Source organism: Micromonospora chokoriensis (assembly GCF_900091505.1).
Lineage (GTDB): Bacteria > Actinomycetota > Actinomycetes > Mycobacteriales > Micromonosporaceae > Micromonospora > Micromonospora chokoriensis.
Window position 1 is genome coordinate 6,545,216 of record NZ_LT607409.1, and the last position, 12,969, is coordinate 6,558,184.

11 protein-coding genes are annotated in these 12,969 nt (G+C 72.6%); 2 read left to right on the top strand and 9 right to left on the bottom strand.

What is annotated here, in order from left to right:
* Positions 1–117: 117 nt before the first annotated feature.
* The 7 genes from rny to GA0070612_RS29695 all read right to left on the bottom strand — a co-directional run bounded on the left by rny (position 118) and on the right by GA0070612_RS29695 (position 8,632).
* The gene (gene rny / locus GA0070612_RS29665) at positions 118–1,884 is read right to left on the bottom strand and encodes a ribonuclease Y (RefSeq protein WP_088990912.1); all 1,767 of its coding nucleotides are present in this window, start codon (positions 1,882–1,884) and stop codon (positions 118–120) included.
* A gap of 587 nt (positions 1,885–2,471) precedes the next feature.
* A complete protein-coding gene (locus GA0070612_RS29670) occupies positions 2,472–3,161 on the bottom strand; it encodes a regulatory protein RecX (RefSeq protein WP_088990913.1) in 690 nt (229 codons plus the stop codon).
* Between the two features lie 14 nt (positions 3,162–3,175).
* A complete protein-coding gene (gene recA / locus GA0070612_RS29675; protein ID WP_088990914.1) occupies positions 3,176–4,222 on the bottom strand; it encodes a recombinase RecA in 1,047 nt (348 codons plus the stop codon).
* A gap of 184 nt (positions 4,223–4,406) precedes the next feature.
* Entirely contained in the window at positions 4,407–4,607 is a 201-nt protein-coding gene (locus tag GA0070612_RS29680; RefSeq protein ID WP_088990915.1) for a DUF3046 domain-containing protein, read from the bottom strand.
* Between the two features lie 4 nt (positions 4,608–4,611).
* A complete protein-coding gene (locus GA0070612_RS29685) occupies positions 4,612–5,970 on the bottom strand; it encodes an MFS transporter (RefSeq protein WP_088990916.1) in 1,359 nt (452 codons plus the stop codon).
* Positions 5,971–6,293: 323 nt separating this feature from the next.
* Positions 6,294–6,998, bottom strand: a complete 705-nt coding sequence (locus tag GA0070612_RS29690; RefSeq protein WP_088990917.1) for a UdgX family uracil-DNA binding protein — start codon at positions 6,996–6,998, stop codon at positions 6,294–6,296.
* A 293-nt stretch (positions 6,999–7,291) separates the two neighbouring features.
* Entirely contained in the window at positions 7,292–8,632 is a 1,341-nt protein-coding gene (locus GA0070612_RS29695) for an aminotransferase class I/II-fold pyridoxal phosphate-dependent enzyme (protein WP_088990918.1), read from the bottom strand.
* A 36-nt stretch (positions 8,633–8,668) separates the two neighbouring features.
* On the opposite strand from GA0070612_RS29695, the gene GA0070612_RS29700 reads away from it, so the two are divergent.
* Together GA0070612_RS29700 and leuE are read left to right on the top strand one after the other, a co-directional pair.
* Positions 8,669–9,910 carry a bifunctional pyridoxamine 5'-phosphate oxidase family protein/GNAT family N-acetyltransferase gene (locus GA0070612_RS29700; protein WP_088990919.1) on the top strand — a complete coding sequence of 414 codons (1,242 nt, stop codon included), beginning with the start codon at positions 8,669–8,671 and terminating at the stop codon, positions 9,908–9,910.
* Positions 9,910–10,581: a leucine efflux protein LeuE gene (gene leuE / locus GA0070612_RS29705; protein WP_088990920.1), complete on the top strand. Its 672-nt coding sequence runs from the start codon at positions 9,910–9,912 to the stop codon at positions 10,579–10,581. The genes GA0070612_RS29700 and leuE overlap by 1 nt, the downstream gene beginning before the upstream one ends.
* Before the next feature lie 153 nt (positions 10,582–10,734).
* On the opposite strand, the gene GA0070612_RS29710 is transcribed toward leuE, so the two are convergent.
* Complete coding sequence (locus GA0070612_RS29710; RefSeq protein WP_088990921.1) at positions 10,735–11,667, bottom strand: sporulation protein; 933 nt, start codon at positions 11,665–11,667, stop codon at positions 10,735–10,737.
* 212 nt (positions 11,668–11,879) lie between these two features.
* Positions 11,880–12,944 (bottom strand): hemolysin family protein, encoded by a 1,065-nt coding sequence (locus GA0070612_RS29715; RefSeq protein WP_088990922.1) that lies wholly within the window; start codon positions 12,942–12,944, stop codon positions 11,880–11,882.
* Between the last annotated feature and the right edge of the window lie 25 nt (positions 12,945–12,969).

A 12,969-nucleotide genomic window follows, 5' to 3' on the forward strand; every position in this document is an offset into this window, starting at 1 on the left:
CCGGACGGGCCGCCGGGCCGTCCGCTGCATGATCGACTCGAGTTCGTTTGATATCGGGGTATTCCTTCGTCTGGGATACCCCGATATCGCTGAACTCGAGTCGATCAGAGCGGCCGGTCAGCGGGCGATCTCGGTGACCCGGGACTCGCGGACCACTGTGACCCGGATCTGACCCGGGTAGGTCAGCTCCTCCTCGATCTGCTTGGCCACGTCGCGGGCCAGCACGGCCGCCCCGATGTCGTCCACGTCGTCCGGCTTGACCATCACCCGGATCTCCCGGCCGGCCTGCATGGCGAAGACCTTGTCCACGCCCAGCTTGCCGGCCGCGATCTCCTCGATCCGCTCCAGCCGCTTGACGTACGCCTCCAGGCTCTCCCGACGCGCGCCCGGCCGACCGCCGGAGCAGGCGTCGGACGCCTGGGTGAGGACGGCCTCGATGGTCTGCGGGGGCACCTCGTTGTGGTGCGCCTCGATGGCGTGCACCACGTCCTCGTGCTCACCGTACTTGCGGGCCAGGTCCGCGCCGATGATGGCGTGGCTGCCCTCCACCTCGTGGGTGAGCGCCTTGCCGATGTCGTGCAGGAACGCCGACCGCTTGATGATCGGCACGTCCAACCGCAGCTCGGCGGCCATGATGCCGGCGATGTGCGCGGTCTCGACCAGGTGCTTGAGCACGTTCTGCCCGTACGAGGTGCGGTAGCGCAGGCGGCCGAGCAGGGTCACCAACTCCGGGTGGATCTCGGTGATGCCGACCTCGACCAGGGCGTCCTCGGCGGCGCGGAGGCAGAGCTCCTCCACCTCCTGCCGGGCCAGGTCGTAGACCTCCTCGATCCGGTGCGGGTGGATCCGACCGTCCAGCACCAGCTTCTCCAGCGTCAGCCGGCCCACCTCCCGGCGGACCGGGTCGAAGCAGGACAGCAACACCGCCTCGGGGGTGTCGTCGATGATCAAATTGACGCCGGTCACCGACTCGAAGGCGCGGATGTTGCGCCCCTCCCGGCCGATGATCCGCCCCTTCATCTCGTCACCGGGCAGGTGTAGGACGCTGACCACGCTCTCCGCGGTCTGCTCGCTGGCGACCCGCTGGATCGCGTCCACCACGATGTGTCGGGCCCGCTGCTCGGCGGTGGTGCGCGCGTCGGACTCGATGTCCCGTACGAGCAGTGCCGCCTCCCGCTTGGCGGACGTCTCGATCGCCTCGACCAGCTCCAGCCGGGCCGCTTCGGCGGTGAGCCCGGCCACCCGCTCCAACTCCCGGCGCCGGAGTTCCTCCGACTCGGTTAGCTCGACCTCCCGCTGGGCGAGCGCTGACTCCCGGGCGGCGAGGTCGGCCTTCGCGGCGGTGAGCTGCCGCTCCCGCTCGGCGAACCGCTCCACCTCCTCGGTGTGCATCCGCTCCCGCTCGTCCATCCGGGCGGCCCGGCGTTCCACCTCGGCGGCCTGCTCCCGGGTGGTGGCGGCCAGCACCGCGACCTCCCGCTCGCCGCTGCGCCGCGCTGCCGTGCGCAGCTGCTCGGCGTCCGCCTCGGCCTGCTTGTGGGCGCGCTCCAGGACGGTGTCCGCCTCGGCACGGGCGTCGTCGAGCACCCGACGCGCCTCGGCGCGGGCCGCCTTCGCCTCCGCCTTCGCCGCCGCCGCCTCGGTGCGGGCCGCCGCGGCGGCGGACTTCGCCACGTCGATCGTGCTGTTCGCCTCGTCGGCCGCCGTTCGCAGGGCAGCGAGCGACTGCTCCTGACGATCCTTCTCGGCGATGAAGGCGGGATCCTCCGGAGCCGGCCCGGCACCCATCCGGCGCATCGTCCGGATGCCCACCAGCACGGCTCCGATCACGACCAGCGCGAGGACGAGGACGGCCGCGAGGAGCACGACGTCGAAGGCGTTCATGCCGGGACCCCGTCGGGTCTACCGGTGAACCTGTGCCGCCGCCCCGCCATGGCCGCCTCCCCTAACGTCGAGACCGCAGCGACCGTGCCGGGGCACACTCCTGCGGCTGTGGACGCCCGACCGGAGCGGCTGGCCGTGGGTAGCTCTCTCCGCCGGCGGTGCCCGCGGGCAGCGTCGGCGACCGGGTGCAGTTGTCGCGGCGTCCCGGACCGGCCAGTCCGGAGCTGCCGCCAAAGGCCGCGGAGTCGGCCAAAGTGATGCTGTCTTGTTACGCGATCTATGTTGTGCGCTTAGCCTGCGATGGTCGGGCAATGTGAGCCTGTATGGCGAGGCTAGGTCTCCGGGGGTGCTCTGGTCAAGGACTCATGATCAAACCCCCCGAACGGAGAGAAGTTGAATCGTCACCCAAAGCTGATGTCGATGCGGACACAGAGTGACAAAAACCGCGACCCGGCAGGCGTGATTGACATGTCGTACCTGTTCAGGGACGACGCCCCGGTGAGCAGAGCCGACTTTGTGACAACCATGACGTCGGCACCGAGCCGCCGCCCGCCGTCACCGTCCAACCCGACAGCCCCGCCGACCGGTCACTCCACCACGCGGGTGTCGCGGTCCAGGTCGCCCTCGGCGTCAGCGAGAGCGTCGGCGTCGATCTGCGCGGCGAACTCGGCCGCCTCGGCGCTCTGCGCGGCCAGCGCATCCTTCACCGCCCGGATCGCGACCCCCGGCGGGTAACCCTTGCGGGCCAGCATGCCCACCAGCCGGCGGAAGACCGCATCGGGCTCGCCCCGGGCCGTGCGCAGCTTGCGCTCCACGAGACCACGGGCGGTGTCCGCCTCGGTCTCCTCGTCCAACTCACCCAACGCCTCGGTGGCCACGTCGCCGTCGACGCCCTTACGGCGCAACTCGTTGGCGAGGGCACGGCGAGCCAGCCCGCGACCGGTGTGCCGACTGGACACCCACGCTCGGGCGAACGCGGCGTCGTCGATGATGCCGACCTCGTCGTACCGGTCGAGCACCTCGGCCGCCACCTGCTCGGAGATGCCCCGCTTGGCCAATGCCCCGGCCAGCTCGGCTCGGGTGCGTGGCCGGACGGCGAGCTGGCGCAGGCAGATCTCGCGGGCCACCTCGGACTCGTCGCGCGGCGGGGGCGCCGGTTCGTCTGCCGACGACTCGGCCTGTCGTCCCCGACGGGGACGCGGTGGGTCAGCGGCGTCGCCCGCACGGGACGGACTGGCATCCCAGCCCCGCCCCGTGCGGGCGCGTCGTCCTGCCATGGGTCAGCGACCGGTCAGAAGTCGACCGGCGGCAGCTCCGGGCCACCGGCGGCGTCACCCGCGCCGACACCGACGCCGAGCTTCTCCAGGATCTTCTTCTCGATCTCGGCGGCCACGTCCGGGTTTTCCTTCAGGAACTCCCGGGCCTTCTCCTTGCCCTGACCGAGCTGGTCGCCGTCGTACGTGTACCACGCTCCGGACTTGCGGATGATCGCCTGCTCCACGCCGACGTCGATCAGCGAGCCCTCCCGCGAGATGCCCTTGCCGTACATGATGTCGAACTCGGCCTGCTTGAACGGTGCGGCGACCTTGTTCTTCACGACCTTGACCCGGGTGCGGTTGCCGACCACGTCGGTGCCGTCCTTGAGGCTCTCGATGCGTCGCACGTCGAGCCGGACCGAGGCGTAGAACTTCAGCGCCCGACCACCGGTGGTGGTCTCCGGGCTGCCGAACATGACACCGATCTTTTCCCGCAGCTGGTTGATGAAGATCGCCGTGGTGCCGGTGTTGCTGAGCACACCGGTGATCTTCCGGAGGGCCTGGCTCATCAACCGGGCCTGGAGACCCACGTGGCTGTCGCCCATCTCGCCCTCGATCTCGGCGCGCGGCACCAGGGCAGCCACCGAGTCGATCACGATGATGTCGAGCGCGCCGGAGCGGATCAGCATGTCCGCGATCTCCAGCGCCTGCTCGCCGGTGTCCGGCTGGGAGACCAGCATCGCGTCGGTGTCGACACCGAGGGCCTTCGCGTACTCCGGGTCGAGCGCGTGCTCGGCGTCGATGAAGGCGGCGATGCCGCCGTTGCGCTGGGCGTTGGCCACCGCGTGCAGGGCCACCGTGGTCTTACCGCTGGACTCGGGGCCGTAGACCTCGATCACCCGACCCCGCGGCAGGCCGCCCACGCCGAGCGCCACGTCGAGCGCGATGGAGCCGGTCGGGATCACGGCGGTCTGGACGACAGGCCGCTCCCCCAGCCTCATCACCGAGCCCTTGCCGAATTGCTTGTCGATCTGAGCGAGAGCAAGGTCGAGTGCCTTCTCCCGGTCAGGTCCTGCTGCCATGGTTGCCACCCCTGCCTTCGCCGGCGTCTTTGCTGAGCTTCGCGTCACGCGGACACGCTAGGCGCTAGGTCCGACAGAAAACCAGCCGACGGGCCGCGAGCTGTGGACGAGCACCCCGCTGTGGACAATAGCCGAACAGGTGTACGACTCGACAAGCGACACGCGGAAGTGACGAAAAGGCTGCTCAGCGTAGTCGGGCGGGCACCCGGTCGGGGTACGCGGCACAGACCGCCCGCCACACCACGTTCGTCCGCTCACCCGCCGCCAACGCCTGCTCGATGGTCCGTCCGTCGAGCTGGGACAGCACCTGATCGCGGGCGATGCTCGCCGCGTAGCCGGGCCCGAACGCCTCCTCCAGGCGCGCCCAGAAGTCGGTCAGCCGCACGTGATCAGCCCTCCTCGTCCGGTGCCCCGGTCGGCACCGGGCGCAACGCTAGCGCCACCAGGGGCGCCGCCGCGACCGCCGCGAGCAGGGTGAGCACGGGATAACCGGCGAACTGCATGACAAACCCGCTGACCACGGCGGCGGCAGCCCCGGCCAACCCCATGACCAGGTCGCAGAACCCCTGGACGCTCGGCCGCACCCCGGCCGGCACCGACTCGGACAGCAGCGTCGAGCCGGCCACCATCGTCCCCGACCAGCCCAGCCCGAGCAGGACGAGACCCACCGAGAGCCGGGGTGTGTGGTGTCCGGCGGTGCCGGCGACCGCGCAGGCGGCCAGCAGGAACCCGACCCCACCGAGGATCACGGCCCGCCGACCGAGCCGGTCGGTGAGCCACCCCACCACCGGGGAGAACGCGTACATGCCGGCGATGTGCAGGCTCAGCACGATGCCGACCAGGCGCAGCACGTCGGCGTCGGCGTGCGACTCGCCGAGCCGGACCGGGGTCATCGCCATCACCGCCACCATGACCAGGTGACCGACCGCCACGGCGGCGACGCCGAGCCGGGCGGCGGGTCGCGCGCGTACCACCGACCAGGCCGCCCGCATCCCCGCGCCGCGCGGCGCGCGCACCGCTACCGGCGCGGCGGCCGGCGCCTCCGCCACCGCGGCCGTCGCGGCGGCGTCGGTCGGCGGAACGACGGGCGTGTCGGCCGCCGCGAGCCGCCGCGCGGTGAGCAGCGGGTCGGGCCGGAGCAACCCGAGGAGTACGACGGCAGCCAGCACGAACGCTGCCGAGCTGAACGCGAACGGGCCGGCGAGTGGGGGCAACCCCCAGCCGGTGGTGACCCGGTCGGCCAGGGCGGCGAAGTTCGGCGCGGCCACCGCACCGATGGTGGTCGCCCAGACGATCAGGGAGAGCTGCCGGCCCCGTCGGGCCGGCTCGGCGAGGTCCACCGCCGTGTAGCGGGCCTGGAGGTTCGCGGCGGTGCCCCCACCGAAGAGCAACATGCCGAGGAAGAGCAGCGGGATCCAGTGGGTCATCGCGGACAGCACCACGAGCACGCCGCCGACGGCACCGACCGCGTACGCCACCACCAGCCCCGGTCGCCGCCCGTGCCGCGCCATGATCCGGGTGACCGGGACGGCGAGCAACGCCGCGCCGACCACCCCCGCGCTCTGTGCCACACCGGCCACCGCGGTGCCGGCGATCCGCGCGGCGAGCAGCGCGCCCACCGCGATGCCGATGGTGACGCCGACACCGCCGACGATCTGGGTGGTGAAGAGCAGCCGCAGGGTACGGCGTTGGATCGACGCGATGTCGGGGCGAGCGGCGGTGCCCGGCGCGGTCAGGTCGGTGGCCATCGACGCTCCTTACGATGAGGGTGGCCCCATCCTCGCGCACCCAACCCGCCGCCCGCCGCCCCACACCCCGCGCCACTCCGCACGCCCCACGCCCCCACGCCCCACGCCCCGCGCCACCCCGCGCCCCGCGCCCCGCGCCCCGCATGATCCGCGCAACGTCAGGGATGGTGCTGCCTCAGCGTGCCCGGAGGCAGCACTTTCCCCGACGTTGCGCGGATCTTGGCCGGGCGCGGGGACGCGTTCGGCAAGATCATGACGGACGGCTGAGCCCTCGCAGCCTCGACAGGCGCACCGGCACGACGCCCATCGGTGTCGACGCCGGGCTACTCGGGCAGGGCGCGGGTGACGATGGTGAGGTCGGCGACCAGGCCCTCGTACGCCTTGTCCTGGTCGTCGGCGCGCAGCACCGCGGACGGGTGGATGGTGGCCAGCAGGCGCGCCTGCGGCATGTCGGCGCGCTTGCCGGCGCTGTCCACCGGCACCCGTTGGAAGTCCTCCGGACGCTGGGCCGAGGCGGGCCAGGGCAGCAGCTCGCCCCGCTGCCGGGTGACCCGGAAGGACGGCCCGAGCAGGGCCTTGGCGGCGGTCGCGCCGAGCACCACCACGATCTCCGGGCGCAACCGGGCGAACTCGGCGACCAACCAGGGCCGGCAGGCGGTGATGTGCGCCTGGTCGGGGGTCTGGTGAATCCGCCGTTTGCCGCGCAGCTCGAAGCGGAAGTGCTTCACGGAGTTGGTCAGGTAGAGGTGCCGCGGGTCCAGCCCGGCGTCGTCGACGGCGCGACGCAGCAGCCGACCGGCGGGGCCGACGAAGGGCAGGCCCTTCTGGTCCTCCATGTCGCCCGGCTGCTCGCCGACCAGCACCACCCGGGCGCTCTCGTCGCCCCGGCCGAAGACCGTCTGCGAGGCGTCCCGGTACAGCTCGCAGCCCCGACAGCCGCCGGCGGCGGTGCGCAGTGCGTCGATGGTGTCGGCGTCGGGCGGGATGAACCGCTGGGCGCCCGGGGCGTTCCGGGTCTGCTCGGCCATGCCGACTGTTATATACCCGTTCGATGCCCGGTGCCGGGTACGCCCACCGGCCTAACGATCTCAGTAACCGTTTCCGCCACCGTCACCACCGGACGCGATGGCGATCAGCACGATGACGATGATGATGATCACCAGCGCCACCACGATCCAGATTCCCTTGCGTGCTCCGGGAGAAGCCATGGTTCCCACCTCCAGCGGCCCGCATACCCGCCCCGTTCACCCCGAATCCTCGCAACCTCGCACTTTCTGCCCGAACCGTAGACACCGGGTGCACGGTGGCGGAGCACGGCCGCTCAGGTGGTGAACCCCGGGGGCGGGGTGGGGTCGGCGGCGTGGGCCAGCGCGGCGGCCAGCGGGGCCAGGTCGTCGGTGTGCAGCGAGCTGACCGTGACGCGCACGGCGGGCGCGGCGGCGATCCGGTAGAGAGCGCCGGGGGCCACCGCCCAGCCGGCGTCGCGCATCGCGGTGACCGCGCTGGTCTCGTCCGGCACCGGCAGCCAGATGTTGATGCCGCTGCGCCCGTGCGCCCGCAGGCCGTGCTCGGCCAGGGCGGTCAGCAGCCCTTCGCGCCGCTGCTCGTAGCTCTGCGCCGCCCGCCGCACCAACTCGTCGACCGCGGGGTCGCGCCAGAGGGCGAGGACCAGCCGTTGCAGCACCGTGGAGACCCAGCCCGCGCCGACCCGGGTCCGACCGGCCACCCGGGCCACCGTCGTCTCGTCGCCGACCAGCACCGCGAGCCGCAGGTCCGGGCCGAAGGGTTTGCTCACCGACCGCACGAACGCCCAGCTCGCCGTCGCACCGGCCAGCGGGTGCAGGGGTACGCGGGCCAGTTCGGCGGCGTGGTCGTCCTCGATCAGCAGCAGGTCCCGCCGGCCGGCGAGCAGCGCGCGCAGTGCCTCGGCGCGCTCCGCCGAGACGGCCGAGCCGATCGGGTTCTGCGCTCGGCTGGTGACCACCAGCGCCCGCGCCCCGGCCGTGAGCGCGGCGGCCACCCCGGCCACCAGCGGACCCTCGTCGTCCACCGGTACGCCGATCGGGCGCAACCCCAGCGCGGCCACCAGGTCGAGCAGGTTGGCCCAGCCCGGGTCCTCCACGGCGACCGCGTCGCCGGGGCGCAGGTGGGCGCCGAGCAGCCGCTCGATGCCGTCCAGCGCGCCGCCGGTGATGGTCAGCTCCCCGGCCGGCACGCCGTCGGCCTCCAGTCGGGCCCGGGCGGCCTCGGCCAACTCGGGCAGCACTCCGGCGTCGGAGTAGCTGACCGACGGGCCGGCGTCGGCGGCGAGCGCCGCCAGGTGCGGGCCGAGTGGCGGGAGCAGCCGGCGGTCGGGTTCGCCCCGGGACAGGTCCCGGGCCCCGGGCAGTGGTGGCGGGCGTAGCGCGGAGCGGCGGGCGGCCACCGGGGGGCGGGGACGGACCCGGGTGCCGTGCCGCCCGGCGGTGACGAGCAGGCCACGTTGGCGCAGCTCCTGGTAGGCGCGGGCGACGGTGGCGGGGCTGACACCCAGGTCGGCGGCGAGCGCCCGCACCGGTGGCAGCGCGGCCCCCGGCGACAGCGTGCCGGTACGGATGCCCGACTCGATGCCGGCCGAAATCTCGACGGCCGTCGTACCACTGAGCTGATAGCGTGCTGACACAAACAAGGGATTGTACTAGAACAAAGGGGCGCGCGCATGTATCCACCCACCGCCCGGACCACACCCCACCGCTCCCGCGAACGGATGAGCTACGACGAGGCCGCCGCCCACGCCGTGCTCGACGAGGCGTACGACTGCGCGCTCGGGTTCACCGTCGACGGCCAGCCACGGGTGCTGCCCACCCTGCACGTACGCATCGGCGACACCCTCTACCTGCACGGATCCACCGGAAGTCGGCCACTGCTGGCCGCCCGGGGCGACGGGCTGCCGGTCTGCGTCGCGGTGACGGTGCTCGACGGGTTGGTCTACGCCCGTTCCCAGTTCCACCACAGCGCCAACTACCGCTCGGTGGTCGCGCACGGCACCGCGCGACTGGTCACCGACGAGCGGGAGAAGCTCGCCATGCTCACCGCGCTGGTGGAGAAGGTCGGCCCGGGACGCAGCACCGACACCCGTCCGCCCAGCCGGCGGGAGTTGGCCGAGACCGCCGTGCTGGCGCTGCCCCTGCGCGAGGTGTCCGTCCGGTCCCGCACCGGTGGGGTCCGCGAGGACGAGGCCGACCTGCACCTGCCGCACTGGGCCGGCGTACTGCCGCTGCGGTTGACCCCCGGACGACCCGAGCCGGACGCCGGCGTCACCGCACCGCTGCCGGCGTTCCTGCGGACGTCCCGCACCCGGTGGCACGACCCCGTGTCGCTGCACGGCGACCACGTCCGGCTGGAGCCGCTGGAGTTCGCGCACACCGACGAGTTGCACGCCGCCACCGCAGACCCGGAAGTGTGGCGACACCTCACCGTCGCACCGCCCACCGCGCCCACCGGCACCGCGGAGGTGATCGGCACCGCCCTGGCCGCGCAGCACCGCGGCGAGCGGGTGGCCTGGGTGCAGCGGTGCGCCGTCACCGGGGCGGTGGTCGGCAGCACGTCCTACTACGACATCGACCCGGAGCGGCGGGCGGTGGCGATCGGGCACACCTTCCTCGGACGGCAGTGGTGGCGTACCGGGATCAACACCGAGGCGAAGCTGCTGCTGCTCGGCCGCGCCTTCGACGACCTGGGCGCGGTCCGGGTGGCCTGGCACACCGACATCCGCAACGTCCGCTCCCAGACGGCCATCGAACGGCTCGGCGCGACCCGGGAAGGGGTCCTGCGGATGCACCGGCAGCGCCCGGACGGCTCCTGGCGGGACACCGTCCAGTACGCGATGACCCTCGACGAGTGGCCGAACGCACAGGCCAGGCTGCGAGAAAGACTTCGCCGTACGACACCGGTGGCGTGATGATGGCGGGCGTGCTGGGGATCACCGACATCTGGACGTACGTGCTGGGCACCGTGGCCATCATCCTGCTGCCCGGGCCGAACTCACTCTTCGTGCTCTCCACGGCGGCCAAACGAGGTGTCGCGGTCGGCTACCGGGCCGCCGGGGGCGTGTTCGTCGGCGACGGGGTGCTGATGTTCCTCTCCGCCGCCGGGGTGGCGTCGTTGCTCAAGGCGTACCCGCCGCTGTTCCTGGTGATCAAGTACGCCGGCGCCGCGTACCTCGGTTATGTCGGGGTGACCATGTTGCTCGGCGCGGTGCGGCGCTGGCGCGACCGCAACGACCCGAGCACGCCGCGGCTCATCGACGCCGCGGAGCCGGCGGCGCTGCGCAGCCCGTTCCGCAAGGCGCTGGTGATCAGCCTGCTGAATCCGAAGGCGATCCTGTTCTTCATCTCGTTCTTCATCCAGTTCGTCGACCCCGACTACGCCTGGCCGGCGCTGTCGTTCCTGCTGCTCGGCCTGATCGCCCAGGTCACCAGCGCGCTCTACCTGACCGCGTTGATCTTCGCGGGCACCTTCCTGGCCGCCCAGTTCCGGCAACGTCGCCGCCTGGCCGCCGGTGGCACCACCGCCGTGGCCGCCCTGTTCCTGGCCTTCAGCCTCAAACTGGCCACCGCAACCGCCGGCTGACCCGGTCGGCGCGGACCCTCGCGGACCCTCGCGGACCCTCGCGTCGATCATGGACTTGTGGTGCCCCCAAAAGGGGTGAAGCAGGATTTTCATCCCACCACAACTCCATGATCGACAGGGTTGGGGGTGGGGGCTGGGGCGGAGCGGGGGGTGTCAGGTGCCGTCGCCGCCGCCGGATCCTCCGCCGCCGACGCCTGCGCCGCCGGCGGTGCCGCCCAGCCCGAAGCCCGGGCGGATCGGCTCGTCGGGGTGGCGGCTGACATGGGCGGACCCGCCGATCTGCGCGGACCAGTCGGCGTGGGCGGCAGCGGCGGCGTGCCGGTTGATCGCCTGGCGGAGCCAGCCGTCCACGGTGGCGACCCAGTCCCGCCGGTCGGCGTCCTCGTGCCAGATCCGGAACCTGCTGATGCTCTGGTGGGTGATGCCGGCCAGCGCCAGCCGGCGGTCCATCCAGAGGATCGCCTCCAGGCCCGCCGAGTTGGTCACGAAGATCACCTCAAGCTCGGTGATCGGGCCGGCGTAGAGCGGCCCCACCCAGAAACCCCAGCGTTGGTGCAGCGGCAGGGTCTGCTCCACCCCGGGCAGCTCACCCTGCTGCAAGCCCGCCTGGCGAATCGCGAAGCCGAGCGTGTCCAACGCCGCGAACACGTGCTGCTGGGCGGGGAGCGGGTGCACGAAGACGGGCACCATCGCCCCCTGGTCGAGGTCGGGGTCGACGGATACCTCGGTCCGCAGACCCATCCGCAGGCTCAGCAGCGGCACCCCACCGAAGGTCGTCACCGGGGTCTCCCAGGGCAACGGCATGGCGAAGTCGACGGCCCTGCGCCGCCCGGCCGGTACGACGAACCGACCGGCGATCGGCACCTGGTGGAACTGCACGAGTCGTCGGGCGGCGGACGGGTCGTCCGGTTCGACAGTGGTGACCAGACCGAGCCGGATGTGCCGGACCAGCACGTCCTCCGGCCCGGCCGCGACAGTCACCCGCCCCGGCAGGCGCAGGCCCGGCCGGGTACTCGGGTTGGGGAGCGTGGTCTGCACGGACAGGCCGGTCCAACCGGACTCCCGGGACACTCCCGTCAGCCGCACCGCGCGCCCCCTCCCGGCCGGGGCCCCGTCGGCCCCACCCGGCGCGCCTACCCGGTCGGCGTGACCTCAAGCCCGCGGCGCCGACCGGGCCGCACCTGTCAGCGCGACAGCGCCAACCGGGCCGCACCTGTCAGCGCGGCAGCGCCGACCGGGCCGCACATCAGCGGCAGCGCCGACCCGGCCGCACACATCGGCGCGGCCGGGTCGGCAGGTCAGCGCAGGCGGCGTCCGCGCGGGACCGCGTCGGTCTCGTCGTCGAACTCCCCGATGACCTCCTCCAGGAGGTCCTCCAGGGCGACGAACCCGATCGGTCGAGCCGGGCCGCCGCCGTTGCGCACCAACGCGAGCTGCGACTGCCGGGCCCGCATCGCCGCCACGGCCTCGGTGACCGAGGACGTCGCGGGCAGGGTGAACGCGGGGGTCATCAACTCCCCGGCGGTCGCGACGCGACCGGTGGTGACCACCCGTACCGCCTCCCGGACGTGCACCAGGCCACACACGTCGCCCTGCTCGTCCAGCACCGCCAGGCGGGATCGGCCGCTGTCCCGGCTGACCTCCTCGATCCGCTCGGCGGGCTCGCTCCGACGGACGGTGACCATGGTGGCGAACGGTTCCATCACCTGCGCCACCGACGTGCCCTGCAACTCCAGCATGCTGGTCAGCAGCTGGTGCTGCTCCGCGCCGAGCAGCCCGTGCTCACGGGACTGCTCCAGCAGGATCCGCAGCTCGTCCGGGCCGTGCACCTGGGCGAGCTGATCCTGCTGGTTGACCCCGAACAGCCGCAGGATCGCGTTGGCCAGGGCGTTGAGCGCGGACAGCACCGGTCGCGCCACCCGGGCGAAGGCCCGGAACGGCAACGCGAGCAGCGTCGCCGACCGCTCCGCGTCGGTGATCGCCCACGACTTCGGGGCCATCTCCCCCACCACCAGGTGCAGGAAGGTCACCACCCCGAGGGCGAAGACCAGGGCGATCAGGTGGCTGGCCGCGTCCGGCAGGCCCACCGCGTGCAGCAGTGGGCTGAGCAGGTGCTCGATCGCCGGCTCGGCCAGCGCGCCGAGACCCAGGGTGCACAGCGTGATGCCGAGCTGCGCGCCGGCCAGCATCAGCGACAGTTCGCGGACGCCGTCCAGCGCGGCGCGTGCCGCCCGACCGCCGTTCGCCGCCGCCTGCTCCAGGCGGTACCGCTTGCTGGCCACCAGGGCGAACTCGGCGGCCACGAAGAACCCGTTCAGCGCCAGCAGGATCACCGAACTGAACAGCGCGATCCCGGGGCTCATCGGTGCCCGCCTTCATTCGCGACTG

Bases quoted from the DNA above. Each gene is read 5' to 3' on its own strand.
- rny (WP_088990912.1), bottom strand. From the start codon at position 1,884: ATGAACGCCTTCGACGTCGTGCTCCTCGCGGCCGTCCTCGTCCTCGCG.
- GA0070612_RS29670 (WP_088990913.1), bottom strand. From the start codon at position 3,161: ATGGCAGGACGACGCGCCCGCACGGGGCGGGGCTGGGATGCCAGTCCG.
- recA (WP_088990914.1), bottom strand. From the start codon at position 4,222: ATGGCAGCAGGACCTGACCGGGAGAAGGCACTCGACCTTGCTCTCGCT.
- GA0070612_RS29685 (WP_088990916.1), bottom strand. From the start codon at position 5,970: ATGGCCACCGACCTGACCGCGCCGGGCACCGCCGCTCGCCCCGACATC.
- GA0070612_RS29690 (WP_088990917.1), bottom strand. From the start codon at position 6,998: ATGGCCGAGCAGACCCGGAACGCCCCGGGCGCCCAGCGGTTCATCCCG.
- GA0070612_RS29700 (WP_088990919.1), top strand. From the start codon at position 8,669: ATGTATCCACCCACCGCCCGGACCACACCCCACCGCTCCCGCGAACGG.
- leuE (WP_088990920.1), top strand. From the start codon at position 9,910: ATGATGGCGGGCGTGCTGGGGATCACCGACATCTGGACGTACGTGCTG.
- GA0070612_RS29715 (WP_088990922.1), bottom strand. From the start codon at position 12,944: ATGAGCCCCGGGATCGCGCTGTTCAGTTCGGTGATCCTGCTGGCGCTG.